Source organism: Nonomuraea thailandensis, assembly GCF_024172165.1.
Lineage (GTDB): Bacteria > Actinomycetota > Actinomycetes > Streptosporangiales > Streptosporangiaceae > Nonomuraea > Nonomuraea thailandensis.
Window position 1 is genome coordinate 439,130 of the sequence record NZ_JAMZEB010000002.1, and the last position, 24,563, is coordinate 463,692.

Genomic DNA, 24,563 nt, shown 5'->3' on the forward strand with positions numbered 1-24,563 from the left:
ATCACCGGTATATATCGTCGATGTGATGAAACGAGCGATGCAGGAGCCGACGTTCCTGATCCTGACGGCGCTGGCGGCCGGGCCGCAGCACGGGTACGGGATCATCACCGACGTGCTGCGGATCTCCGGTGAGCGGGTGCGGCTGCGCGCCGGCACCCTGTACGCGGCGCTCGACCGGCTGGAAGGGGAAGGGCTGGTCGAGACCGAGCGGGAGGAGGTCGTGGACGGGCGGGCGCGGCGTTACTACCGGCTGACCCCGCCCGGGGCGGAACGGCTGGCGGCCGAGACCGAGCAGCTGCGGCGCAACGTCGAGACCGCGACCGCGCGGCTGCGATCACGGCACGGCCTCGGGACGATGGGAAGTGGCGCATGACGGGCCTGGAGCGGGGCTTCCGGCGGCTGATGGCGGCCTACCCGAAGGAGCATCGGGCCCGGCACGAGGAGGAGATGATCGCGGTGCTGCTCGCGGGCTCGGCGCCCGGCCGGCGGCGGCCGTCGCCCAGGGACGCCCTCGACGTGGTGCGCGGCGGCCTGGCGATCCGGCTGCGGCGCGCCGTCGATGACCGGTCGAGCCTGTACTGGCGGGACGCGCTCAACATCGCCGCGCTGCTCGCGCCCCTCGCCCTCTTCGTGATCCACCTCTTGGGCGCCGCCGCCTACGGCGAGTGGGTGTTGCGGGGGGAGTTCAACCGGGAGGGGCTGCGGCTGATGGGGGAGGCGGGGGCGTCCGCGCTGCCGTACGGGCTGCTGGCGTTGTTCGCCTGGCTCAACCGGCGCTGGGCGGCGGTCGCGTGCGCCGCGGGATATTCGCTGTTAACGGGGTGGTCGATCTCTCGGCGGGACTACGAATTCGCGGCGGGGAATGCCGACGGTGTGCTCGTGCAGGCGAATCCCGTCGAGGTGAGCGACATCGCCATGGGCCTGGTGCCGTCCGGTCTGTGCGCCGTCATGCTGGCCGTGGCACCCTCGCCCGGCCCCGGCTCCGCGGGCACGCCGCGGCTGCTCAAGTGGACGGTCGCGGTGGCCGGGTCGTCCGTTCTGGCGGCCATGATCGCCAGATGGGCAGGCCTGCCCGTCGCGGCCGTGCTCGTGCTGGTCGCGGGGGCGCTGGCGCTGCGCTCACCCGTCGGGCGGCGGGTGGCGGTCGTGCTGGTGCCGGTGATCGCCGTCATGGCGGTGCACGGGATCAATCCGCTGCACGAGGTCCTGACCGTCACGTTGTCGGTGGCGGTGCTGGGAGTGGCGGGAGTGCTGGCCAGGGCCGGATCGGCGCCTTCGTCGGCGGCCGGGGCGGGCAGCCGAGCGGGGCGGCCCCGCGTCTAGGCTGCCGTGCATGACGATCATGCAGGTTCCAGGCTCGAAGTCCGTCACCGCCCGCGCCCTGTTCCTCGCCGCCGCCGCGCGGGGCACGACCGTGCTGCGGCGCCCGCTGGTCTCCGACGACACGGAGGGGTTCGCGCAGGGGCTGGCCGCGCTCGGTTACCGGGTGGAGCGCGGGCCGCGGGCGTGGACGATCGGCGGCCGGCCGGAGGGGCCCGCGTACGGCGAGGCGGAGGTGTTCTGCCGCGACGGCGCCACGACCGCGCGGTTCCTGCCCGCGCTGGCGGCGGCCGGGCGCGGCGTGTTCCGCTTCGACGCCTCCGCGCAGATGCGCCGCCGCCCGCTCGGACCTCTCACCCGGGCGCTGCGCGAGCTCGGCGTGGACCTGACGCATGAGGAGCAGGAGGGGCATCACCCGCTGACCGTGCGGGCCGGCGGCATCAAGGGCGGGCGGATCACGCTGGACGCGGGGTTGTCGTCGCAGTTCCTCACCGCGTTACTGCTCGTCGGCCCGCTGACCGCCGAAGGGCTGGAGATCACCGTCACCGACCTCGTGTCGGCGCCGTACGTCGAGATCACGCTGGCGATGATGCGCGGCTTCGGGGCCGAGGTGCGGCGGGAGGGGGACACGTTCCACGTGCCGCCGCACGGGTACGAGGCGGCCGACTACGCCATCGAGCCGGACGCCTCCACGGCCAGTTACCCGCTCGCCGCGGCGGCCCTGACCGGGAACACCATCACGATCCCCGGGCTGGGCTCCGGGGCGCTGCAAGGGGACGTCCGCTTCGCCGGGGTGCTGGAGCGGATGGGCGCTTCGGTGGAGATGTCACCCGATTCCATGACCGTCACCGGTACGGGCCGCCTGCGTGGCCTGACCGTCAACATGCGCGACATCTCCGACACCGTCCCCACGCTCGCCGCCATCGCTCCGTTCGCCGACGGCCCGGTGCGGATCGAGGACGTGTACAACACCCGCGTCAAGGAGTGCGACCGGCTGGAGGCCTGCGCGGAGAACCTGCGGCGGCTGGGCGTGCCGGTGAGTCTCGGCCGCGACTGGATCGAGATCACCCCGGCCCGGCCCCGTCCCGCCGAGATCGCCTGCCACGGCGACCACCGGATCGCCATGTCGTTCAGCGTCACGGGGCTGCGCACGCCGGGGATCACGCTGGACGACCCCGGATGCGTGAAGAAGACGTTCCCCGGCTTCCACGAGGCGCTGGCGGGGCTGCGGGAGGAGTGGGGGATCCACCCCGGGTAAAGATCTTCGCATCGAACCCTGAACCACTTGATCCACTCGTGCGGGTACGAAGGCAGGCGAACGACCACCTCACACCGCATCGGGGATCACCATGTATAAAAGCGCCATCGCCGCCCTCACCATGACCGCCGCCGCCCTGCTCCTCACCGCCGTGCCCGCGCTGGCCGACGAGGACCTGGACTACCGCGGGCCGTCCATCACCATGTGCGACAAGGGAGTGACCTACGCCATCAGGATGGGCTCGCCGATGTCCGTGCGGACCACGATCACCGGGTGCGAGGACGAGGAGGACGAGGAGGACGAGCACGGTCACGGGTACGGCATGTACTGAGACCGGACCCGTTCCAGCGTGAGGCCCCTCGCGGGGAAGGTCGCGAGGGGCTTCACGCTGGAACGGGTCCCGACGGCCCTATCTGGCGCGGCCTTCGAGCAGGGCGATCCAGAGTGCCAGCCCTTCTGCTGTTCTGACCCAGGGGCTTTCGCTGATCCGTGTGCCTTGAGGTCTCCTCTGGGTTCGGCGGATGTGCAGCAGGCCGCCTCCGGCGCACAGTTCGTAGCTGGTCGGCAGGCATTCGCAGGTGAGGTCGCGGATCCTGATGGAGGGGGCCCTGCCCCACGAAGGGCCCCAGGCGATCCTGATGTGGCCGTTCTGCGGGGGCGCCGGGTGCGGGAAGGCGTGCGGGACGTCGAAGGCGGGGGCGCGGCGTTGGCCTCTGCTGCCGGCCTGGTCACCCCCGTCCGCGCCCGGGTCTGCATCAGCGCCTTCGTTCTCGCGCTCCCTGATGGGGGCGTCTCTGGGGTGGTGGTCATGCGTATCGGTCACGTGATTCTCCTCCGTCTAGCTGTGACTGGGTGACCGCACGTCGAACCCGAGGGACGGCGGGGGATGCGCTTGGAGTGGATGAGGGCGCTGCGGATGTCGGGCGCGGGGTGCTCAGAAGGCGGACAGTCCGGCGGCGCGTCGATCGTCGTGCGGGGGCATCGCGGACGGTGGCTCAGGCACGAGCGTTGCGCGTTGTAACCGTGTGAGGACTCCTGGTCATGGCAGCATGCTAGACCCATGCGTATCGCTTGGTCTATATGTATCGGCTCGTTGGTTCAGACGGAAGCATCGTTGTCACGGCCGGAAAGAAGTCGCGTGTCCGGGACGGGATCGATCAGGGTGAGTGCGATGAGAAGTCAGTTGCGCGATGAGAGTGACCTGCCGGCCAGGATGGAGCGGAACCTGGCCGAGCACGCCTGTCACCTGCACCGCCGGCTGGACGGCGCGACCGTCCTGGAGACCGGCGACCTCCTGGTCGCCGACAGCGGCCTCGCCGACGACACGTTCAACATCGTCGCGGCGGCCCGCTTCACCCCCGCCACCGCCCGGCGGCGGATCGCCGAGACGGTCCGGACGCTGGCCGCCACCGGCCGCCCCTTCTCCTGGTGGGTGGGCCCCGCCTCCACCCCGGACGACCTGGACACCCGCCTTCCGGCGGCCGGTCTGCCGGCCACGGAACACGAGACGGCCATGTGGGCCGACCTGCGGGACCCTCCGCCGCGACCGCCCGTGGACGGCCTGGAGATCCGCGCGGTGACCGCCCCCGAGCAACTGTCCGACTACGCCACGGTTCTCGCCGCCAACTGGGACCCGCCCGCCGCGACCGTGCGCCGCTTCTTCGGCCGCGCCGCTTCGCAGGCGCTGGCCACCGGTTGCCAGGCCCGTTACCTGGTCGGGTACGTGGACGACCGCCCGGTCTGCTCGGCCGAGGTCTTCCTGCACGCGGGCGTGGCCGGCATCTACAACATCTGCACCCTCGCCGGTCACCGCCGGCGCGGCTACGGGGCCGCCATCACCCTCGCCGCCCTGCACACCGCCCGCCGCCATCACCGCATCGCGGTCCTCCAGGCGTCCGCGGACGGCGAACCCGTCTACCGCCGTCTGGGCTTCCGCTCCTGCGGCCGGTTCACCGAGTACGCCGTCACCCCGGCGAAGGCGCGACCCTGACCGTCGCCGCGCCCGTCGGGAAGGTGTCCGGGGTGCCGGCGGGCCATTCGGCGATCGACGGCGCCGGTTGGGTCCAGGAGTCCGTCAACCAGGCGCCGCTCACCGAGGCGGGGCAGGTCTTCCGGGTGGACACGCGCCACGCCGGCCATCCGGACGGCGCCGCCGGGTGGCCGACCAGGCCCAGGTGCTCGACCCGCCGCCATCACCTGGCCGGCGGGCGAGGAGGAGGACGGCCGCCTGGAGTTCGGCGTCCGGCTCCGGCGCTACGACCTCGCGCCGGCCGGTGAGGTCGCCGGTCACGGCGAGGTGGCCGGCGCGGAGGTGGTCAAGGGGTACGTGTTCGCGGTGGCCGGAGGGCCGAGGCCGCGGGCGGGCGTGCGCGGGCCCACCTACTCCTTGACCAGCAGGGCGACGCATTCCACGTGGTGGGTCATCGGGAAGGCGTCGAAGGCGCGCAGGTCGGAGAGGGCGTAGCCGCCGTCCCTGAACCAGGCCAGGTCCCGGGCCAGGGTGGCCGGGTCGCAGGACACGTAGACGACGCGCAGGGCGTCCAGGGAGACGATGCGGTCGACCACGTCGCGGCCCAGGCCGGAGCGGGGCGGGTCGACCACGACGAGGTCGGCGCGTTCGATCTGGAAGCGGTCCAGGGCCTCCTCCACGCGCCCCCGCTCCACCCGGGCCTGGGGCAGGTCGCGGAGGTTGGCGCGGGCGTCGCGCACGGCGGCGGCCTCCGACTCCAGGCCGAACACCGCTCCCTCCGGGCCCACCACCTCCGCCAGGCCGGCCGCGAAGAGGCCGACGCCGCAGTAGAGGTCGAGCGCCCACTCGCCGGGCTCGGGGGCGGCGTAGGCGAGCACCGCGTCGAGCAGGGTCTCGGCGGCGCCGGGGTGGACCTGCCAGAAGCCGCTGCCCGCGACCCGGAACTCCCGGTCGCCGACCTGCTCGTGCAGCACGCCCGAGCCGCGCCGCGGGACCGTGCGGCCCTTGCCCTGGTCGAGCAGGACCGAGGCGGGCGCCTCCAGGTCGGGGACGGTGACGCTGCGCCGGGCGCGGGGCGCGACGACGACGGCGCGGTCGCCGCCGGAGGAGGCGATGACCTCGACACCCGCGGCGCCCGGCCACAGGTGGTCCTCGGCGCCGGCCGCCTCCACCTCGGGGTGGGCGATCAGGCAGGCGTCGACGACCTCGATGTCGTGCGAGCGGTGCCGGCGGAAGCCCAGCTCGCCGGTGGGGGTGGCGGCGAACTGCACGCGGGTGCGCCAGCCGAGCCCGTCCTTGGCCCCGGGCACCTCCTCCACGACGACCTCGCGCTCGATGCCCGCCAGGCGGCGCAGCTGCTCGGCCACGACCTGGGCCTTGAGGCGGCGCTGCGCCTCCAGTGTGGCGTGCTGCCAGTCGCAGCCGCCGCAGCGGCCCGGGCCCGCGTAGGGGCAGGGCGGCACGACGCGGTCGGGGGAGGCCTCGAGGATCTCGACGGCGTCGGCCCGGAGGAAGCGGGAGGTCTCCTCGGTGACGTCGGCGATCACCCGCTCGCCTGGCAAGGCGTGCCGTACGAACACCACCCGCCCTTCGTGGCGCGCCACACACCAGCCGCCATGGGCGACCGGACCTACCGTCAGCTCGAGAGATGCCTGTTCCACATCCGACACCTTAGTGCCCTTGCCCGGATGACCACTTATCGGACTTGATCCATTACGCTGGGTGTTCATGGGAAGGGTGGTGCGGCGGCGGCTCGGGTTCGGCGGGACGCTGCTGGCCACGCTGTTCGCCTGCGCCTCGCTGACGCCGTCGCTGCTGCCCCGCACGTGGCTGTACCAGGGGGTGATGGGCGCGGTCACCGGCATACTCGGGTACGCGGTGGGCGCGGCGATCGGGGCGCTGTGCCGTACGGTGATCCGGCTGCCCGAGCGGGGGCGGCGGGCCGCCTGGCGGGTGATGCTCGCCGGCTGCGGCGTGCTGGCGGTGGTGGCGCTGTGGTACAGCTTCGACTGGCAGCGCGACCTGCGGGCGCTGATGGGGATGGACACGCGGATCACGTGGTTCCCGCCGGTGATCCTGGCCGTGACGCTCGTCCTGTTCGCCGCGGCGCTGCTGGCCGCCCGGCTGGTACGGCTCGGCGGCCGCAGGCTGATCGCCTGGCTCGACCGGTACGTCCCCGTGTACGTGGGTCATGCCGTCGGGGTGCTGGTCATCGGGTCGCTGGTGGCGGTGTTCGCCAACGACGTGCTGTTCAACGGGTTCGTGGCCAGGATGAGCGACATCTCCTCGGTCGCGAACGACGGCACGCATCCGGGCGTGCGCCCACCGGCCTCGGCGTACCTGTCGGGCGGGCCGAAGTCGCTGGTGAGCTGGGAGTCGCTGGGCCGGGAGGGCCGCCGGTTCACCGGCACGGCCGCGACGCCGTCGCGGCTGCGGGCCTTCTCCGGACGGCCGGCCACGGAGCCGATCAGGGTTTACATCGGCCTTGACAGCGCGGCCTCGACGGCCGCCCAGGCGGCCCTGGCCGTGCGGGAGCTGGAGCGCACGGGAGCGTTCGGCAGGCCGGTGCTGGCCGTGCTCGGCACCACGGGCACCGGCTGGGTCGACCCGCACATCGCCGACACCCTGGAGTACATGTACAACGGCCGCACCGCGATGGTCGCGATGCAGTACTCGTACCTGCCGAGCTGGGTGTCGTTCCTGGTCGACAGGGAGAAGGCGGCGGCAGCCGGCAGGGCGCTGTTCGAGGCCGTGCGCGAGCGGTGGGAGCGGCTGCCGACCGGCGCGCGGCCGAGGCTGCTGCTGTCGGGCGAGAGCCTGGGCTCCTACGAGCTGGAGCAGGCGTTCGGTGACCTGGAGGACCTGGTGGCGCGGGCGGACGGCGCGGTGTTCGTGGGGCCGCCGAACGCCAACCCCATCTGGCAGCGCCTCACTGCCGGCCGCGATCGCGGCAGCCCCGTGTGGCGGCCCGTCTACCAGGAAGGCAGGACCGCCAGGTTCGCCCAGCACCCCGCCGACCTGCACCTGCCGGGCGCGCCGTGGCCGCGCCCGCGCGTGGTCTACCTGCAGAACGCCTCCGACCCCGTCGTGTGGTGGTCGCCCCGGCTCATCTACCGCAGGCCGGCGTGGCTGGAGGGCCCGCGCGGGCCGGGGGTGAACCCGGAGATGAACTGGTTCCCGCTGGTGACGTTCTGGCAGGTGCTGGTGGACATGACGAGCGCGCTGGACGTGCCGCCGGGCCACGGCCACCGCTACGGCGCCAACATCGTCGACGGCTGGGCCGCCGTGGCCGCGCCGCCGGGCTGGAGCCCGCACGACACGTGGCGGCTACGGGCGCTTGTCGGCTAGCTGCTCCGACTCCTCCTTGACCGTCTGGTGCCAGGGCCGCCGCACCGATCCCGGCGCGAACGGCTCCGGCCTGCCCTGGAGCCGGTCGGACGAGTGGAGCTGCCACGGCACGCTGGTCACCATCACGCCGGGCTTGAACAGCAGCCGCGCCTTGAGCCGCAGCGCGCTCTGGTTGTGCAGCAGGTGCTCCCACCAGTGGCCGACGACGTACTCGGGGATGAAGACCGTCACCACGTCGCGCGGCGAGCGCCGGCGGATGGTCTTGACGTAGTCGAGGATCGGCTGCGTGATCTCCCGGTACGGCGAGTCGAGCATCTTCAGCGGCACCGGGATGCCCCGCCGCTCCCACTCCTCCTGCAGCCTGCGCGCCTCCTCGCCCTCCACGCCGACCGTGACGGCCTCCAGCGTGGAGGGGCGGGTGGCGCGGGCGTAGGCCAGGGCGCGCATGGTCGGCTTGTGCAGCTTGGAGACGAGCACGATCGTGTGGTTGCGGGCGGGCAGCATGGCCGGCTCGTAGTCCTCGGTGAGCTCCAGCTCGGCCGCCACCTTGTCGTAGTGGCGCCTGATGCCCTTCATCATGAGGAACAGGATCGGCATCGCGATCACCACGATCCACGCGCCGACCAGGAACTTCGTCAGCAGCACCACGATCAGCACCAGCCCCGTCATGACCCCGCCGAAGAAGTTGATCACGCGGGAGCGGTGCATCTGGTGGCGGATCCTGAGGTCGGTCTCGGTCTTCAGGTGGCGGGTCCAGTGGATGACCATGCCGGTCTGGCTGAGCGTGAAGGAGACGAAGACGCCGACGATGTACAGGTTCAGCAGGCGGCTGACGTCCGCCTGGAACCCCCACAGCAGCAGGCACGCGCCCAGCGCCAGGATGATGATGCCGTTGGAGAAGGCCAGCCGGTCGCCCCGGGTGTGGAGCTGGCGCGGCAGGTAACGGTCCTGCGCCAGGATCGAGCCGAGCACCGGGAAGCCGTTGAAGGCGGTGTTCGCCGCCAGGAACAGGATCAGCGCCGTCACCGCGGAGATCACGATGAACGGCACGGAGCCGCCGCCGAACACCGCGTCGGCCACCTGCGAGATGATCGGCTGCTGGTAGTAGTCGGGGCCGACGGGCGTGCCATCGGGCCTGAGCAGGTCGCGGGCGACCACCGACGGCTCGGCCACCTTCACGCCCGACGCCAGGCCGAGAGCGATGATGCCGCTGAACATGGTGATCGCGACGAGGCCCATCATCAGCAGCGTGGTGGCGGCGTTCTTGCTCTTGGGCTTCCTGAAGGCGGGCACGCCGTTGCTGATGGCCTCCACACCGGTCAGCGCGGCGCAACCCGACGAGAACGCGCGCAGGACCAGGAACGCCGCGGCGAAGGCGGTGAGGTTGTGCTGCTCGGGCTCGATCGTGAAGTGCGCGCTCGGCGCCTCGATGTCCTCGTGCAGCACCAGCAGCCGGAACCCGCCCCAGGCGATCAGGCTCAGAACGGCGATCATGAACGCGTACGTGGGGATGGCGAAGGCGGCGCCGGACTCGCGGATGCCGCGCAGGTTGACCACGGTGAGCAGGACGACGATGACGATGGCGACGGCGGGCTTGTGCTGGCCCACGAACGGGATCGTGGCGCCGACGTAGTCGACGCCGTTCGCGACGGACACCGCGACGGTCAGCACGTAGTCGACCATGAGGGCGCTGGCCACGGTGAGGCCGGCGTTCTTGCCGAGGTTGGTGGTGGCGACCTCGTAGTCGCCGCCGCCGCTGGGGTAGGCGTGCACGTTCTGCCGGTACGAGGCCACAACCGTGAGCATCACGACCACGACGGCGATGGCGACCCAGGGGCTGAAGGAGTAGAAGGAGACGCCGGCCAGGGAGAGGATGACCAGGATCTCCTGGGGGGCGTACGCGACGGAGGAGAGCGCGTCGCTCGCGAAGACCGGCAGTGCGATCCGTTTGGGGAGTAGTTGCTCGTGGAGCTGCCCGCTTCGCAGGGCGCGTCCCACGAGCAGGCGTTTGACAAGATCCGTTACCTTCGCCACGTAACGAGATGCTAGCCCCATGCCGAGGCCCTAAACGCGCGGCTCCCCCCTGGGGCCATACTGGTGTCGAGCAACCGGCCGACCGCTGACGATGCGGGGGGAAATGCATATAGTGATCATGGGATGTGGCCGGGTGGGATCGACCCTCGCGCACATCCTTGAAGACAGCGGACATTCCGTCGCCATCATCGACCGTGACCCGCAGGCGTTCCGCCGGCTGCGCGCCGGGTTCCGCGGGCGGCGGGTGACCGGCGTCGGCTTCGATCGCGACGTGCTCACCGAGGCCGGCGTCGAGTCGGCCACCGCCTTCGTCGCGGTCTCCAGCGGCGACAACTCCAACATCATCTCCGCCCGGGTGGCGCGGGAGACGTTCGGCGTCGACAACGTGGTGGCCCGCATCTACGACCCCCGCAGGGCCGAGGTCTACCAGCGGCTGGGCATCCCCACGGTGGCCACCGTGCGCTGGACCGCCGACCAGATCATGCGCCGCATCCTGCCCGAGGGCGCCGAGCCGCTCTGGCGCGACCCCACCGGCACCGTCGTCCTGGCCGAGGTCACCGTGAACACCTCCTGGATCGGCACCCGCGTCGTCGACCTCGAGAGCCGCACCCGCTCCCGCGCCGCCTTCCTCAACCGCATGGGCGAGGCCGTCACGATCTCCCACGACACCGTGGTGCAGGAGGGCGACGTGCTGCACGTCATCGCCGCGGAGAGCGACATGGACCGGATCAACAAGGTGCTCGCCGCGGCACCGGAAGAGGACGAGTGAGATGCGCGTCGCCATCGCCGGAGCGGGCGCCGTCGGCCGTTCCATCGCGGCAGAGCTCCTGGAGAACGGCCACGAGGTCCTGCTGATCGACAGCGACCCCCGGGCCATCAAGATCGACAGCGTGCCCCGCGCCGAGTGGCTGCTCGCGGACGCCTGCGAGATCGCCTCGCTCGACGAGGCCGGCCTCAACAACTGCCACGTCGTCGTCGCCTCCTCCGGCGACGACAAGGTCAACCTGGTGGTCTCGCTGCTGGCCAAGACCGAGTACGGCGTGCCGCGCGTGGTCGCCCGCATCAACCACCCCAACAACGAGTGGTTGTTCAACGAGTCGTGGGGCGTGGACGTCGCCGTCTCCACGCCGCGCCTGCTGAGCGCCCTGGTGGAGGAGGCGGTCAGCGTCGGCGACCTGGTGCGCCTGATGACGTTCCGCCAGGGCCAGGCGAACCTGGTGGAGCTGACCCTGGCGGAGGACGCGCCGGTGGTGGGCCAGCGCGCGGGCTCGGTGCCGTGGCCGGTCGACTCCGCCCTGGTGGCGATCCTGCGCGAGGGCCGCGTCCTGGTCCCGACGGCCGACGACCCGCTGGAGGCCGGCGACGAGCTGCTCTTCGTGGCCAGCCAGGAGGTGGAGCAGGAGCTCGCCCACCTGCTCTCCCAGCACTGAGCCCGCCGGGTCGCGAGCCAGGCGTCACCGGTGACGGCCGAGCCGCTCCGTCACCGTCGCCACCCGATCCGCCAGCGGTCCCGGCGGGATGGGGACGCACTCGTACCCGAACGAGGTGTAGGCCTCCAGGTGGATCCGCTCGAACCGGAGCGCCTCCTCGTGGGTGATCCGTCGTGCCGCGGTCGGGGTGACGAACCCGGGGCTGCACACGAACAGGACCGTCCTGTCGTAGATCCGCCGCTCCTCGACCCGTTCCAGCTCGCGCGTCAGGGCCGGTGGGACGGGGTGGCCGAGGTAGGTGGCCAGGGCGTAGGTGCAGATGGGGGAGCGGTCGTAGAACTGCGCGCCGCCGGGCAGGGCGGCGGCCCGCTCCTGGCGGCGCCGTTGCAGGGCGACGACGTCCGCCACGAAGGACGCTCCGGTCCACGGCTCGTCGTCGCCCTGGGCCTGGCGCAGGGCGATGACGTCGGTCGCCGCCTCCTCGACGACCGTGTGGCCATCGAGCTCCAGCGACCGCAGGATGGCGGTCTTGCCCGCTCCGGGGGTGCCGGTCAGGATGTAGCGCTTCACCGGATCGTTCCTCACTGGTCGTGGATCCGGACGCCGTTGGACGACGGATCGTCCTGATCCGTTGGTCGTTCGGCTGAGAGGACGGCGATGGGCCGGATGGCGGCGCAGGCGAAGTGCGGGCGCCGGCCGGTGAGTGGCGCGGGATGCCGCGCTGGGCCGTCCATTCCGAAGCGTATCAGGCAGGCGTGGGGGGTTTTCGGTCCTGCCGGATGACGACGCCGATGGCCTGCGCGGACGCCTCATCGATCACTTTGGTTTACACCCGCTTTAGGGAAATATTCCGTTTTAGATGACAAGTCGGTATCGGTCCCGACAGAATGCGGTGCCATCCAGCGTCTACCGCAACTGGAGGAAACCCCCTATGCGTAGACCCCTTGGGGTACTTGCCGCAGCCGTCGGCCTGGCAGCGATCGCCACGCCCGTGAGCGGGGCGCAGGCTGCCGCGGCGTCGGAAGCGGCGCGGTGTCGCGTGAGTGTGGCCAAGCCGCACGTCAGCGACACACTGAAGATCCAGACCTCGGCCGCCCGGCGCGGCTGCTTCAATTCCGCACTGCTGCGCATCCGCATCATGCGGGCCGTTCCCGGCAAGGACCCGGTCGTCAAGAGCGGCGCCACCAGGAAGGGCCGCCTCACGCTCACGCTCGCCTGCGAGCCCGGCACCTACTACGCGATGGCCACCGACTACCGCGGCCGTCCGGTCAAGTCCAAGGCCGCCAAGCTGACCTGCACGCCGGGCAGTGGCACGCCGACCCCCAGCCCGAGCCCCACCTCGCCCGCCCCCACGTCGCCCGCGCCGAGCCCCACCTCCTCGGCCCCGTCCTCCGGCGCCGTGGGCACCGCCGAGGAGAACGAGGTCGTGCGGCTGGTCAACGAGGAGCGGGCCAAGGGCGGCTGCTCCGCCGTCAAGCACGACCCGCAGCTGCGCGCGGCCGCCTTCGGGCACTCCTCGGACATGGCGGCGAAGAACTACTTCGACCACACGTCCAAGGACGGCCGCTCCTTCATGGACCGCATCAGGGCGGCCGGCTTCACCGGAGGCTCCGGCTGGGCCGAGAACATCGCCAAGGGTCAGCGCACGCCCGCCCAGGTCATGCAGTCCTGGATGAACAGCCCCGGGCACAAGGCCAACATCATGAACTGCAAGTACAACCTCATCGGGGTCGGCGTGGCCAAGGACTCCTCGGGCACCCTCTACTGGACCCAGAACTTCGCGGCCAGGTGATCGGGTTTCGCCTGTGACCGGGGCCAGGGTCCTCCGGGAGCCCTGGCCCCGGCGTGAAGGCGGCTCCTCAGAGCGACGAGCGCAGGCGGCCCATCTCCCCGGCGATCGTCGCCACCGTCCAGTGGGCGTTGAGGCCGCTCGGGTTCGGCAGCACCCACACGCGGGCGCCGCCGACCGCCTCCGGTTGCGGCCCGATGACCGCCTTGGGACGGGCGAAGGCGGTGCGGTAGGCGGAGATGCCGAGCACGGCCAGCACCTTCGGGCCGGCCAAGGCGACCTTCGCGGCCAGCGCCTCGCCGCCCGCCACCAGCTCGTCGCGGGTCAGCTCGGCGGCCTTGGCGCTGGCCCGGGGCACGATGTTGGTGATGCCCAGCCCGTACGAGGGCAGCAGGTGCTGCTCGGCGGGCGCCAGCAGGCGCGGCGTGAAGCCCGACAGGTGCAGCGCCGGCCAGAAGCGGTTGCCGGGGCGGGCGAAGTGATGGCCGGTGGCCTCGGACATGAGGCCGGGGTTGATGCCGCAGAACAGCACGTCGAGCGAGGGGCCGAGAACGTCGTCGAGCACGTGCCGGAGGGTAGCCGATGAAGGAGGGTGATCAGCCCATCTCCTCCAGCTTGCGGCCCTTGGTCTCCTTGACCCACTTGTTCACGAACACGAAGGACAGCAGCGCGAAGATCGCGTACATGGTGTAGGTGAGCGGCAGGTTCCACTCGGCCAGGGCCGGGAACGACACCGTGATCAGCCAGTTGGCGATCCACTGGGCCGCCGCCGCGACGCCCAGGGCGGCGGCGCGGATGCGGTTGGGGAACATCTCGCCCAGCAGGACCCAGACCACCACACCCCACGACAGAGCGAAGAACAACACGAACACGTTGGCCGCGATCAGCGCGATCGCGCCCTGCGGGTCGGGCAGCGAGACGGCCTCGCCCTGGCCCTGGGCGGAGCTGAACGCCCACGCCGCCGTGGCCAGCGAGATCGCCATGCCGGCCGAGCCGACCAGCAGCAGCGGCCGGCGGCCGATCTTGTCCACCAGCGAGATCGCGATGAACGTGCCCACGATGTTGATGATCGAGCTGGAGAAGCTGATCAGCAGCGAGTCGCTCTGGTTGATGCCGACCGACTGCCACAACACGGACGAGTAGTAGAAGATCACGTTGATGCCGACGAACTGCTGGAAGGCCGAGAGCACGATGCCGATCCACACGATCGGCAGCAGTCCCATCGCCGGGCCGCGCAGGTCCTTCAGCCCCGGCACGCGCTCGGTGCGCAGCACGTGCTGGATCTCGGCGATGCGGTTGTCGAGATCCACGTCGTCGCCCTCGATCTCGGACAGCACCTCGCGGGCCCGCCGCGTCCGCCCCGACATGACCAGGTAGCGGGGCGACTCGGGGATGGTCGAGGCGAACAGCAGGAACAGCAGCGCCGGCACGACGCAGGCGCCGAGCATCCACTGCCACGCCTCCAGCCCCCACAGGATGTTGTTGACGTCCCCGCCCGCCAGGCGGGCGATCAGGTAGTCGACGAGCTGCGAGACCGCGATCCCGAGCACGATGGCGAGCTGCTGGAAGGAGCCCAGCCGGCCGCGGTAGGCGGGCGGGGCGACCTCGGCGATGTACGCGGGGCCGAGCACCGACGCCATGCCGATCGCGAAGCCCGCCACGATCCGCCACAGCGCCAGGTCCCAGATGGCGAACGGCAACATCTGCCCGATGGAGCTGACCGCGAACAGCAACGCCGCGACCTGCATCGACCGCGTACGCCCCCACCGGTCCGCCAGCCCGCCACCCACCCAGGCGCCCAGGGCGGAGCCCAGCAGAGCGATGGCCACCACGAAGCCGGTCTCGAACGAGCCCACCTGGAAGTGCTTCTGGATGCCGACCACCGCGCCGTTGATGACGGAGCTGTCGTAACCGAACAGGAACCCACCGATGGCCGCGGCTGCCGTGATGAAGATGACATGCCCCAGATGCTCATGATGGGTGTATTGCGTTGCCATGCAGGCACCTCCCCCGAATGGTCGGGGAACTACCCGTCGATCACCCACGTATTCCCCGGTCAGGGCTCACAGGCGCGGGTCGACCGGCTCCGACTCCAGGGCGAGGACGGCGAAGACCGGCTCGTGCACCCGCCAGCCCGCCTCCCCCTCCGCCAGCCGCGACAGCGCCTCCAGGCCGAGGACGTACTCGCGCAGCGCCAGCGACCGCTTCTTGCCGAGGAAGCGGCGCCGCAGCACGTCCAGCGACTCGGTGTAGTCGGGGCCGTAGATGATGCGCAGGTACTCGCGCCCGCGCACCTTGACCCCCGGCTGCACCCGGCCGGGCGCGTACGCCGCCGGCTTGACCACCATGCCCTCGCCCCCGGCCGCCGTCATCGACTCCCACCACTCGGTCGCCCCGGCCCTGGACTCCGGCGAGTCCAGGGAGACGAACACGTGCCGGGTCGCGGTGATCAGCGGCGAGTCGAGCAGGGCCAGCGTGGACAGGTGCCACGCGTGCGGCTCCAGCGCCGTGGCCCGCCCCTCGCAGGCCAGGATCTGGAACGGCGCCACGCGGATCCCCTCCAGGCCGTCGACGGGCCAGCAGTAACGGGCATAGGCGTCGCGGAACAGGGCAGCGTTGCCGGTGCGGCGTCGGGCGCGGTCAAGCAGATCGCCCACACCCAGCCCGCGCCCGGCCGCCGCCTCAAGAGCCGCGACCGCTTCCGGCAGCGCGGCGCCCGCGGCCGCGCCGACGGAGGCGTACTGCGACCTGATCAGCTCCCCGGCCTTGGCCGACCAGGGCAGCAGCTCGCAGTCGAGCACCACCCAGTCGGAGCCCAGCTCCGGCCACAGCGGCGCGCACGCCTCCCGCAGCCGCTCCACCAGCGGCGCGGTGTCGGTGAAGAACGGCCGCCCGGTACGGGTGTAGAGCGCGCCCGCGCTGCCGTCGTCCACCCCGAACCTGGCCGCGGCCACCTCCGGCGTACGGCACAGCACGGCCACGGCCCGCGATCCCATGTGCTTCTCCTCGCACACGACCTCGCGCACCCCGGCCGCCGCGAACTCCTCGAACGCCTCGTGCGGGTGCTCCAGGTAGCCGTCGAGCCGGGAGGTCTCCGGCGGCGCCATGGTCGGCGGCAGGTACACCAGCCAGCGCGGATCCACCGCGAAGCGGCTCATGACCTCCAGCGCGGCGGCGGCGTTCTGCTCCATGACCTTGACCCGGGAGCCGAACCTGGTCTCCACGTGCCGGGTGCCGATCACGTCGTTGATGTCCAGCATGCCCGGGTCGCGGCCGCCGGCCGCCGACAGCGGCTTGGCCGGCTCGTACCAGACCTTCTCCGCAGGCACCTGGACGAGCTGCCGCTCGGGGTAGCGCAGCGCCGTCAGGTGGCCGCCGAACACCACGCCCGTGTCGAGGCAGATCGTGTTGTTGACCCATTCGGGGTGCGGGATGGGGGTGTGGCCGTAGACGACCATGGCGCGGCCGCGGTACTCGTCGGCCCACGGGTAGCGGACCGGCAGGCCGTACTCGTCGGTCTCGCCGGTCGTGTCGCCGTACAGGGCGAACGCGCGCACCCGGCCCGAGGCGCGGCCGTGGTACTCCTCCTTGAGCCCCGCGTGCGCGACGACGAGCCGGCCGCCGTCCAGCCGGTAGTGGCTGAGCAGGCCGTCCATGAACGCCCTGGCCCGCGCCACGAACTCGGGCGGCTGCGCGGCGAGCTGGTCGAGCGACTCCTGCAGGCCGTGCGCGACCTTGACCTTGCGGCCGTTGAGCGCGCGCACCAGCTTCTGCTCGTGGTTGCCGGACACGCAGATCGCCGTGCCGGCCTCCACCATGTCCATGACCAGGCGCAGCACGCCCGGCGTGTCGGGGCCGCGGTCCACCAGGTCGCCGACGAACACCGCCGTGCGCCCCTCGGGGTGCCGCGGACCCTGCCAGCCCAGCTCGCGCAGCAGCGCCTCCAGCTCCGAGCGGCAGCCGTGCACGTCGCCGATGATGTCGAACGGACCCGTCAGCTCCGTCTTGTCGGACCACGCCTTCTCGTAGGTGATCGTGGCGGCCTCGACCTCCTCCAGGCCGCGCAGCACGTGCACCCGCCGGAAGCCGTCACCCGAGATCTTGCCGAGCGAGCGCCGCAGGTCCTTGCGCTGCCTGATCACCACGCCGGGGCCGAAGTCGCGGTCGGGACGGGCGGCGTTGCGCTCGATCGCCACCTCCTCCGGCACGTCCAGGACGATCGCGTCGGCCAGCACGTGGTGCCGCCTGGCCAGGTCGATGAGGCTCTTGCGGGCGGGGTACTGGACGTTGGTGGCGTCGACCACCGTGAACAGGCCCCTGGCCAGGCGCACGCCGACGATGTGGTGCAGCAGGTCGAACGCCGCCGGGGTGGCCGCCTGGTCGTTCTCGTCGTCGGAGACCAGGCCGCGGCAGAAGTCGGACGAGATGACTTGCGTGGGCCTGAAGTGCCTGCGCGCGAACGTGGACTTGCCGCTGCCGGACACGCCGACGAGCACCACGAGGGAGAGCTCAGGAACGCTGATCACGGGTGAACACTCCCATCTGGGTCGGGGGGCCGAGCTCGGGGTCGTCGTCGCCGACCGGGACGAAGGCGACCTGGTAGCCGTACTGGGCGGCCACCCGGGTGGCCCAGCCGGCGAACTCGGCCCGGGTCCACTCGAAGCGGTGGTCGGGGTGGCGCAGGCCGGTCAGGAACTCGTAGCGGACGTTGTACTCGATGTTGGGGGTGGTGACCAGCACGTGCTGAGGCTTGGCGCGGCCGAACACCACGCGTTCGAGCGCGGTCAGGCGCGGCGGGTCGACGTGCTCGATCACCTCCATGAGCACCGCGGCGTCGTAGCCGGACAGACGCTTGTCGGTGTACGTGAGCGCGCCCTGGAACAGCGTGAGCCGGGCCCGCCTGGCATCGGGCATGCGCTCCAGGCGCAGCTTGCGGGCGGCGATGGTGAGCGCCATCGGCGAGACGTCCATGCCGCCGACCCTGGCGAACCTGGGCCTGGACAGCAGCGCGCCGACCAGCTCGCCCTGGCCGCAGCCGAGGTCGATCACGCTGACGGCGCCGAGCTCCTCCAGCTTGGCCAGGATGGCCTCGCGCCGCAGCAGGTTCAGTGGCCTGGCCTTGGGCTCGGGTGCCGCCTGCTCCTGGGCGGCGTCCGGGGCCTGCGCTTGAGCGGCGTCGCGGGCTCCCGTCTGAGCGGCGGCCTCGGCTTCGGCGGCGGCTTCGGCTTCGGCGGCGGCCGCCTCGTCGGCGGCCGTGACGTCCGCGGGCGCGTCCTCCTCGACCGCGGGCTCCAGCTCCTCCTCCGTCTCGTCGCCCAGCTCGGCCAGCCGCGCCAGCGCCGTACGGGCGAGGGCCCAGCGCCGCCCCAGGTAGCGCCGGGTGATCAGGCCCCGCTCGGGATGGCCGCCCAGCCAGCCCTCGCCGGCCCTGATCAGCTTGTCCACCTCGTCGGGCGCGACCCAGTAGTGCTTGCCGTCGTCGAGGACGGGCAGCAGCACGTACAGGTGGTTGAGCGCGTCGGACAGGCGGACGGTGCCGCGCAGGGTGAGCCCGACATATCGGGAGTCGCCCCACTCGGGGAAGTTCTCGTCCAGCGGCACGGGCCGCGCGTCCACCTCCCAGCCGAGCGGCTCGAACAGCCGCCGCGCGAGCTCGGGCCCGCCCCGGCAGGGCAGCGCGGGCAGCCGCAGCTCCAGCGGCAGCGGCGTGCCGGGCAGCTCGGGCCTGGCCTTGCACCGGCCCGCCCGCGCCGTGCGGAACACGTCGGCCAGCGCCACGGCCAGCAGCGACGAGGCCGCGTACGGGCGGTCGTTGACGTACTGCGACAGGCTGAAGTCAGGGGAGTTCTTGCCGCGCGACCTGACCAGCGCGATCGGATCCACCTCGAGCATGAGCGCCGCCGTGCAGCGCTCCTCGCCCGCCTCGGGATAGAACACCGTGGCCGTGCCGAACGACTGGCCGAACTCCTGCACGCGCCCGGGATGCTTGTGCAGGAGAAAGCCCAGGTCGGTGGCGGGCCTGGCGGTGGTCGTGATCGTCAGCAGCACGCCCCAAGTCTGCCGTAACCCAGCAAAGCGCCGCCAACCGATTACCGGCGGCGCAACCCCGGGAATCACACGTGCGGCAGGACCTCGGCGGCGATCAGCTCCAGGTGGTCCAGGTCGCCGAGGTCGAGGATCTGCAGATAGATCCGCTCGGCCCCGAGCCCGGCGAACTCCCCGATCTTCGCCACGATCTCCTCCGGGGTGCCCGCCAGCCCGCTCTCGCGCAGCCGGTCGGGGTCCTCACCGATGGCGGTCGCGCGCCGCTCGACCTCCGCGCGGTCCTTGCCGACCACGGTGACCTGCGCCGCCGACAGCAGCACGGTGCGGCCGGTCGCCTCGCACGCCGCGCGCACCCGGTCGAACGCCGCGCCGGTGTCCGCAAGCGTGTGGAACGGCACGTTGTACTCGTCGGCGTACGTGGCCGCCAGCCGCGGCGTGCGCTTGACCCCGACCCCACCGATGATCAGCGGCGGGCGCGGCCGCTGGACCGGCTTGGGCAGCGCGGGGGAGTCGGCCAGCCGGTAGTAGCTGCCCTCGAAGGAGTAGGTGTCCTGCGCGGTCCACAACCCGGTGACGATCTCCAACTGCTCCTCGAAGCGGCCGAAACGCTCGCCCGCCGGCGGGAACGGAATGCCGTAGGCCGCATGCTCTCCATCGAACCAGCCGGTGCCGAAGCCCAGCTCGACCCGGCCACCGCTCATCTGGTCCACCTGCGCCACGCTGATCGCCAGCGGCCCCGGCAGCCGGAACGTGGCCGGCGACACCAGCGTGCCCAGCCTGATGCCGGAGGTCTCCCTGGCCAGGCCGGCAAGCGTGATCCACGCGTCGGTGGAGCCGGGGCCCGGGTCGCCGGGGCCGATGCGCTGGTAGTGGTCGGACCGGAAGAAAGCGTCGAAACCCAGCCGTTCGGTGGCCTGGGCGACGGTGAGCAGGTCGTCATAGGTGGCGCCCTGCTGGGGCTCGGTGAAGATCCGCAGCTTCATGGTCCACATTATCCGCACACAACGGACGTGAACCGGAAAAGGCCCGCGCCGCGCCGTACGGGCTTGCTAACGTGCGGGGTCAGTGCTGTACGTAGCCGACCGGACACTCGGGGTGGCCCATGCCTCGGCACAAGAGGGAGCCCGGCCTGCTCCCACGCCCGCTCGCCGTTCTCGGAGCGCTCGCGCTCGCCGCCGGCACCGCCGCGGTGGTGCGGCTGCTGCCGGCCGATGCCGCCCAGCCGCGTTCCCCCGTCGCTCGCCCGCCCGTCACGGCTCCGCCTTCGCCGGTGGGGCCGGTGCCCGCCGCGTTCGTGGCGTTCGTGGACACCGCCCGCGAGCCCGCCTTCGACCTGCCCGCCCAGGCCCGCCGCACAGGCGTGCGCCGGTACGCGCTCGGCCACCTGATCGCGGGCGGCGACGGCTGCTCGCCCAAGTGGAGCGGCCTGCTGGAGCCGGACGGCGCTCCCGGTCCCGAGCGCACCGCGCTGGTGGACTCGGACGGCGACCTCTCCTCCGGCCGCGCCGGGCGGGCGGACTCGGCGGGCGCTCCTGCCGGATCGGCGGACTCGGAAGGCACTGCGGCCGGATCGGCGGACTCGGCGGGCGCCCTTGCCGTGGGCCGTGCGGGCCTGCTCGACCCGGGCAGGAACCCGGTGGCCAACCGGATCGGGCGGCTCAGGGCGATGGGCGGCGACGCCGCGCCCGTGTTCGGCGGCCCGGGCGGGCCCGAGCTGGCCGCCACCTGCACCAGGCCGGGCGGGCTGGCCGCGGCCTACCGCCGGGTGGTCGGCGCGTTCGACGCCGCCGCCGTGGACTTCGAGGTGCGCGACAGCGCCGACCGGGCCGCGGTGCTGCGCCGCGCGCGGGCCATCCATGCCGTCCAGCGCGAGCGGCGCCTGCGGGTCAGCTTCACGCTGCCGCTGCGCCGCGACGGCCTGGCCCCCGGCGACGCCGCGATGTTGCGCGCCACCCACGAGGCGGGCGCCGAGGTCGCCACCGTCAACCTGCTGGCCCCCATCGAGCCGCGCGCCTCGACGGGCGCGCGGCTGGGCCGGGTGGCGGCGTCCGTACGGGCGGCGGCGGAGCAGATCGCGCCGGCCCAGGGGCTGGCGGACCCCGGCCAGGTGTGGCGGCGCATCGCGCTGACCCCGGTGCTGGCCGACGCGGGCGACCTGAGCGAGCGCGACGCCCGCGTGCTGACCGACTACGCCGCCCGCCACGGCCTGGCCTGGCTTTCACTGCGCGGAGTCACCCCGAAGCCGGACGTGTCACGCATTCTTTGGCGAACTCCGCCCTGAAGATAGGATTTCGCTGACCAGGGTGGCTTCAGCGAGCAGGGGAGGGCGTGATGACGACACGTCCTGACACCGCGAAGAAGCTGCTGCTGTACTGGATGTACGGCACGCTCGGCCTGGCCTGGTTCATGTCCCTGCTCTTCATCGTCGAGGACGTGTCGAGCGGCGGGCTGACCGTCGCCAGAGCGGCGTGCAGCGCCGTCCTGGCGACCGGCTTCTACGCGCTCACCCCCTTCCTGCTGCACGAGGCCTTCGAGCACCGCCCGGGGCCCACCATGAAGCTGCTGCTCGCGGGCACGTTCTCGGCGGCGTTGTTCCTGGTGCTGCCCCTCGACGGCGCTTCGGTCGCCACGTGGTTGCAGACGCCGACCCTGTGGGCGGCGCTGGCCTCCCTCTATCTCAGACCGCGCACGACGGTCTTGATGGCCGCGTCGCTGGCCGTCGCGATCGCCGTCTACGCCGGCCAGGTGACCGACCAGCCCTGGCAGGGCGTCCTGCTCGTCGAGGTCGTCAACTCGACCCTGACGATCGGCGCCATGGTCCTGTGGCGCTGGCTCTGGTGGGTGATCAGGGACGCCAACAAGAGCCGCGAGGCCAGGGCCAGGCTCGCGGTGGCGGAGGAGCGGCTGCGCTTCGCCCGCGACCTGCACGACCTGCTCGGGCACAGCCTGTCCGTCATCACGCTGAAGAGCGAGCTGGCCGCGAAGCTGGCGACCAAGGACGCCGGCCGCGCGGCGGCCGAGATGGCCGAGGTGCGCGCGCTCGCCGGCGAGTCGCTGTTCGAGGTGCAGCAGGCGGTGCACGGCTACCAGGCACTCGACCTGGAGGAGGAGCTGGCGGGAGTGCGCGCGGCGCTGGAGGCGGCCGGGGTCCGCTGTGCGATCGAGGCCAGCACCGGCGGCCTGTCGCCGTCCGCCAAGATGCTGCTGGCCTGGGCGGTCCGCGAGGGCGGCACGAACATCCTCAAGCACAGCGCGGCCACGCGGTGCGAGATCAGAATCGACGAGGGGGTGCTGGAGATGCTCAACGACGGGGTCACGGAGCTGCCGGCGGCGCCCGGGAGCGGCCTGCGCGGCCTGTCGGAGCGGCTGGTCACCGTGGGCGGGTCCTTCTCCGCCGAGCCCGCGCCGGACGGGCGGTTCCTCCTGCGCGCGGTGGTGCCGGCATGAACGTCCTCGACCGCGTGCGGAACGCGTCCAAGCTGGACAAGGTCCGCTGGCTCGTCGTCTACTGCACGGATCTGGTGCTCCTGGTGCCCGTGCTCGGGTACCTCGATCTGTACATCCGCTGGCGGGAGATGGCCGTGGCGTGGCCGCTGATCGCCGTCGGCGCGAGCCTGCTGCTGGTCTTCAACGTGCTGAGCACCCGGCCGTTCAGGATCGCGATCCGCGGGGGGAAACGCCCCACGGCCATCCTGGCGATCACCGGGACGATCGCCGTGCTGCTGGCCGCGGCCGGGCAGGTGTTCGCGCTGCCCACCTGGCTGTCGCTGCTGGCGCCGTTCGTCCGCAAGCGCACGATCATCGCCGTGTCCGTCGCCTCGATCGTGCTGTTCAACTTCTACGCCTCCTTCGCCCCGGGATTCAACGTCCCCCTGCTGCTCGTGGTGCAGTCCTTCTTCACCGCGATCTGCGTCGGCGCCGTCCTGGCCAACCTCAAGCTGTGGCGGCTCACCCTGGAGGCGCACGAGGGGGAGGAGGCGATGGCCAAGCTGGCGGTCTCGGAGGAGCGGCTGCGTTTCGCCCGCGACCTGAACGACCTGCTCGGCCGCAGCCTCACCGACGTCGCGGTCAGGACCGAGCACGCCGAGCGGACCCTGGCCGTCGACCGGGAGGCGGCCGCGGCCGAGATGTTCGAGGTGCGCGACCTGTCCAGGAGGTCGCTGCGCGAGGTGCGCACCGTCGTGCAGAACTACCGGGCCATCGACCTGGACGAGGTGCTGGCCAGCGTGCGCGCGGTGCTGGAGGCGGCCGACGTGCGCTGCACGGTGTGGGCCGACACCGGCTCGCTGCCGCCCGAGACCAGGACGCTGCTGGCCACCGTCGTACGCGAGGGCGCGACGAACGTCCTCAAGCACAGCAAGGCCGAACGCTGCACGATCACCATCGAGAACGGGGTGCTGGAGATGTCCAACGACGGGGTCAGCGGACCGGTCGGCGAGCACGCGCCGATCGGCCTGGCGGGGCTCGCGCAACGGGTGCGCGCGGCGGGCGGCACCCTGGAGGCCGAGCCGGTGGCCGGCGGCCGGTACCTGCTGCGGGCGGCGGTGCCCGCATGACGACCCGCGTGCTGCTGGCCGACGACGAGCACCTGATCCGCGGCGCCATCGCGGCCCTGCTGGACCTGGAGGACGGCATCGAGGTCGTCGCCCAGGTGGGCAGGGGGGACGAGGTGGTGGGCGCGGTCGCCGAGCACCGTCCCGACGTGGCCGTGCTCGACATCGAGATGCCCGGCATGGACGGGCTGAGCGCGGCCGAGCAGATCAGCTCCCAGTGCAAGATCGTCATCCTGACGAGCCTGGGCCGGCCCGGTTACCTGCGCAGGGCCATGGCGGCGGGCGTCAGCGGCTTCCTCGGCAAGGACGCCTCGGCCGAGGAGCTGGCGATGGCCATCCGCAAGGTCCAGTCCGGCGGCCGCTACCTGGACGCGGAGCTGGCGGCGGCGGCGATGGCGGCCGGCGACAGCCCGCTGACCGAGCGCGAGCGCGACGCGCTGCGCCTGGCGGCGGAGGGCGCCACGATCTCCAGGATCGCCGGCGAGCTGCACCTGACCGAGGGCACGGTGCGCAACTACCTGTCCAGCGCGATGACCAAGCTGAACGCGCAGAACCGGCTGGAGGCCATCCGCACGGCCCAGCAGATGGGCTGGCTCTGACCCCGCGCCACCGAACGACCCCACGCCACCGCACGACCCCACGCCATCGAGCGCGACATCACGCCATGAGCGTGACCCCACGCCATCGAGCGACCCCACGCCATCGAGCGCGACACCACGCCTTCGAGCGACACCATGCAATTCGGCACAGAAGGCGTGTCCGTTCCGGCACTGAGCCCAGGCCCTCCTCCGAGCTGTACTCATCTTCGGCCGCCGAT

At 72.1% G+C, this 24,563-nt stretch carries 22 protein-coding genes; 13 read left to right on the forward strand and 9 right to left on the reverse strand.

Annotated features, from left to right (window positions below):
- Nucleotides 1–25 precede the first annotated feature (25 nt).
- The 4 genes from HD597_RS06095 (at nt 26) to HD597_RS06110 (ending at nt 2,909) form a co-directional block, all read left to right on the forward strand.
- A complete protein-coding gene (locus HD597_RS06095) occupies nt 26–373 on the forward strand; it encodes a PadR family transcriptional regulator (RefSeq protein ID WP_253740738.1) in 348 nt (115 codons plus the stop codon).
- Nucleotides 370–1,323: a hypothetical protein gene (locus tag HD597_RS06100; RefSeq protein WP_253740739.1), complete on the forward strand. Its 954-nt coding sequence runs from the start codon at nt 370–372 to the stop codon at nt 1,321–1,323. The genes HD597_RS06095 and HD597_RS06100 overlap by 4 nt, the downstream gene beginning before the upstream one ends.
- A gap of 10 nt (nt 1,324–1,333) precedes the next feature.
- Complete coding sequence (aroA, locus tag HD597_RS06105) at nt 1,334–2,578, forward strand: 3-phosphoshikimate 1-carboxyvinyltransferase (protein WP_253740740.1); 1,245 nt, start codon at nt 1,334–1,336, stop codon at nt 2,576–2,578.
- Nucleotides 2,579–2,669: 91 nt separating this feature from the next.
- The gene (locus HD597_RS06110) at nt 2,670–2,909 is read left to right on the forward strand and encodes a hypothetical protein (protein WP_253740741.1); all 240 of its coding nucleotides are present in this window, start codon (nt 2,670–2,672) and stop codon (nt 2,907–2,909) included.
- Between the two features lie 78 nt (nt 2,910–2,987).
- Here HD597_RS06110 and HD597_RS06115 read toward each other — a convergent pair whose 3' ends face one another.
- Complete coding sequence (locus HD597_RS06115; protein WP_253740742.1) at nt 2,988–3,401, reverse strand: hypothetical protein; 414 nt, start codon at nt 3,399–3,401, stop codon at nt 2,988–2,990.
- 348 nt (nt 3,402–3,749) lie between these two features.
- On the opposite strand from HD597_RS06115, the gene HD597_RS06120 reads away from it, so the two are divergent.
- Nucleotides 3,750–4,568 carry a GNAT family N-acetyltransferase gene (locus HD597_RS06120; protein ID WP_253740743.1) on the forward strand — a complete coding sequence of 273 codons (819 nt, stop codon included), beginning with the start codon at nt 3,750–3,752 and terminating at the stop codon, nt 4,566–4,568.
- A 389-nt stretch (nt 4,569–4,957) separates the two neighbouring features.
- Here the strand turns inward: HD597_RS06120 and HD597_RS06125 are convergent, their stop codons facing one another.
- Nucleotides 4,958–6,208 (reverse strand): class I SAM-dependent RNA methyltransferase, encoded by a 1,251-nt coding sequence (locus HD597_RS06125; RefSeq protein WP_372513359.1) that lies wholly within the window; start codon nt 6,206–6,208, stop codon nt 4,958–4,960.
- 67 nt (nt 6,209–6,275) lie between these two features.
- On the opposite strand from HD597_RS06125, the gene HD597_RS06130 reads away from it, so the two are divergent.
- Nucleotides 6,276–7,895 carry an alpha/beta hydrolase gene (locus HD597_RS06130; protein ID WP_253740745.1) on the forward strand — a complete coding sequence of 540 codons (1,620 nt, stop codon included), beginning with the start codon at nt 6,276–6,278 and terminating at the stop codon, nt 7,893–7,895.
- Here HD597_RS06130 and HD597_RS06135 read toward each other — a convergent pair.
- Nucleotides 7,875–9,929 carry an APC family permease gene (locus tag HD597_RS06135; RefSeq protein ID WP_253740746.1) on the reverse strand — a complete coding sequence of 685 codons (2,055 nt, stop codon included), beginning with the start codon at nt 9,927–9,929 and terminating at the stop codon, nt 7,875–7,877. The genes HD597_RS06130 and HD597_RS06135 overlap by 21 nt on opposite strands.
- A 103-nt stretch (nt 9,930–10,032) precedes the next feature.
- Here HD597_RS06135 and HD597_RS06140 point away from each other — a divergent pair, with 103 nt between their 5' ends.
- Nucleotides 10,033–10,698, forward strand: a complete 666-nt coding sequence (locus HD597_RS06140; RefSeq protein ID WP_253740747.1) for a potassium channel family protein — start codon at nt 10,033–10,035, stop codon at nt 10,696–10,698.
- A gap of 1 nt (nt 10,699) precedes the next feature.
- Complete coding sequence (locus HD597_RS06145) at nt 10,700–11,359, forward strand: potassium channel family protein (RefSeq protein ID WP_253740748.1); 660 nt, start codon at nt 10,700–10,702, stop codon at nt 11,357–11,359.
- A 24-nt stretch (nt 11,360–11,383) separates the two neighbouring features.
- On the opposite strand, the gene HD597_RS06150 is transcribed toward HD597_RS06145, so the two are convergent.
- A complete protein-coding gene (locus HD597_RS06150) occupies nt 11,384–11,929 on the reverse strand; it encodes an AAA family ATPase (RefSeq protein ID WP_253740749.1) in 546 nt (181 codons plus the stop codon).
- Between the two features lie 469 nt (nt 11,930–12,398).
- On the opposite strand from HD597_RS06150, the gene HD597_RS06155 reads away from it, so the two are divergent.
- Nucleotides 12,399–13,151: a CAP domain-containing protein gene (locus HD597_RS06155; RefSeq protein WP_253740750.1), complete on the forward strand. Its 753-nt coding sequence runs from the start codon at nt 12,399–12,401 to the stop codon at nt 13,149–13,151.
- A 67-nt stretch (nt 13,152–13,218) separates the two neighbouring features.
- Here the strand turns inward: HD597_RS06155 and mug are convergent, their stop codons facing one another.
- The 5 genes from mug to HD597_RS06180 all read right to left on the reverse strand — a co-directional run bounded on the left by mug (nt 13,219) and on the right by HD597_RS06180 (nt 20,176).
- A complete protein-coding gene (gene mug, locus HD597_RS06160; RefSeq protein ID WP_253740751.1) occupies nt 13,219–13,713 on the reverse strand; it encodes a G/U mismatch-specific DNA glycosylase in 495 nt (164 codons plus the stop codon).
- A 31-nt stretch (nt 13,714–13,744) separates the two neighbouring features.
- Entirely contained in the window at nt 13,745–15,145 is a 1,401-nt protein-coding gene (locus HD597_RS06165; RefSeq protein ID WP_253740752.1) for a sugar porter family MFS transporter, read from the reverse strand.
- A 66-nt stretch (nt 15,146–15,211) separates the two neighbouring features.
- Complete coding sequence (locus HD597_RS06170) at nt 15,212–17,674, reverse strand: polynucleotide kinase-phosphatase (protein ID WP_253740753.1); 2,463 nt, start codon at nt 17,672–17,674, stop codon at nt 15,212–15,214.
- On the reverse strand, nt 17,658–19,196 hold the full coding sequence (locus tag HD597_RS06175; protein ID WP_253740754.1) for a 3' terminal RNA ribose 2'-O-methyltransferase Hen1: 1,539 nt from the start codon (nt 19,194–19,196) through the stop codon (nt 17,658–17,660). The genes HD597_RS06170 and HD597_RS06175 overlap by 17 nt, the downstream gene beginning before the upstream one ends.
- A 65-nt stretch (nt 19,197–19,261) precedes the next feature.
- Nucleotides 19,262–20,176 carry an LLM class F420-dependent oxidoreductase gene (locus HD597_RS06180; RefSeq protein WP_253740755.1) on the reverse strand — a complete coding sequence of 305 codons (915 nt, stop codon included), beginning with the start codon at nt 20,174–20,176 and terminating at the stop codon, nt 19,262–19,264.
- Between the two features lie 119 nt (nt 20,177–20,295).
- Between HD597_RS06180 and HD597_RS06185 the strand changes: the two genes are divergently transcribed.
- From HD597_RS06185 to HD597_RS06200, 4 genes are read left to right on the forward strand one after another with little or no spacing between them, the layout of a single operon-like run.
- Nucleotides 20,296–21,474 (forward strand): glycoside hydrolase family 18 protein, encoded by a 1,179-nt coding sequence (locus HD597_RS06185; protein WP_253740756.1) that lies wholly within the window; start codon nt 20,296–20,298, stop codon nt 21,472–21,474.
- 50 nt (nt 21,475–21,524) lie between these two features.
- Nucleotides 21,525–22,640, forward strand: a complete 1,116-nt coding sequence (locus HD597_RS06190; protein ID WP_253740757.1) for a sensor histidine kinase — start codon at nt 21,525–21,527, stop codon at nt 22,638–22,640.
- Nucleotides 22,637–23,749 (forward strand): sensor histidine kinase, encoded by a 1,113-nt coding sequence (locus HD597_RS06195; RefSeq protein ID WP_253740758.1) that lies wholly within the window; start codon nt 22,637–22,639, stop codon nt 23,747–23,749. Before HD597_RS06190 ends, HD597_RS06195 begins: the two co-directional genes overlap by 4 nt.
- Complete coding sequence (locus HD597_RS06200; RefSeq protein WP_185102564.1) at nt 23,746–24,345, forward strand: response regulator transcription factor; 600 nt, start codon at nt 23,746–23,748, stop codon at nt 24,343–24,345. Before HD597_RS06195 ends, HD597_RS06200 begins: the two co-directional genes overlap by 4 nt.
- Nucleotides 24,346–24,563: the final 218 nt, after the last annotated feature.

Coding starts and splice junctions, on each gene's coding strand:
- HD597_RS06140 (WP_253740747.1), top strand. CDS start 10,033: ATGCATATAGTGATCATGGGATGTGGCCGGGTGGGATCGACCCTCGCG.
- HD597_RS06130 (WP_253740745.1), top strand. CDS start 6,276: ATGGGAAGGGTGGTGCGGCGGCGGCTCGGGTTCGGCGGGACGCTGCTG.
- HD597_RS06190 (WP_253740757.1), top strand. CDS start 21,525: ATGACGACACGTCCTGACACCGCGAAGAAGCTGCTGCTGTACTGGATG.
- HD597_RS06165 (WP_253740752.1), bottom strand. CDS start 15,145: ATGGCAACGCAATACACCCATCATGAGCATCTGGGGCATGTCATCTTC.
- HD597_RS06110 (WP_253740741.1), top strand. CDS start 2,670: ATGTATAAAAGCGCCATCGCCGCCCTCACCATGACCGCCGCCGCCCTG.
- HD597_RS06120 (WP_253740743.1), top strand. CDS start 3,750: ATGAGAAGTCAGTTGCGCGATGAGAGTGACCTGCCGGCCAGGATGGAG.
- HD597_RS06100 (WP_253740739.1), top strand. CDS start 370: ATGACGGGCCTGGAGCGGGGCTTCCGGCGGCTGATGGCGGCCTACCCG.
- HD597_RS06195 (WP_253740758.1), top strand. CDS start 22,637: ATGAACGTCCTCGACCGCGTGCGGAACGCGTCCAAGCTGGACAAGGTC.
- HD597_RS06180 (WP_253740755.1), bottom strand. CDS start 20,176: ATGAAGCTGCGGATCTTCACCGAGCCCCAGCAGGGCGCCACCTATGAC.
- HD597_RS06095 (WP_253740738.1), top strand. CDS start 26: ATGAAACGAGCGATGCAGGAGCCGACGTTCCTGATCCTGACGGCGCTG.
- HD597_RS06200 (WP_185102564.1), top strand. CDS start 23,746: ATGACGACCCGCGTGCTGCTGGCCGACGACGAGCACCTGATCCGCGGC.
- HD597_RS06185 (WP_253740756.1), top strand. CDS start 20,296: ATGCCTCGGCACAAGAGGGAGCCCGGCCTGCTCCCACGCCCGCTCGCC.
- HD597_RS06145 (WP_253740748.1), top strand. CDS start 10,700: ATGCGCGTCGCCATCGCCGGAGCGGGCGCCGTCGGCCGTTCCATCGCG.
- aroA (WP_253740740.1), top strand. CDS start 1,334: ATGACGATCATGCAGGTTCCAGGCTCGAAGTCCGTCACCGCCCGCGCC.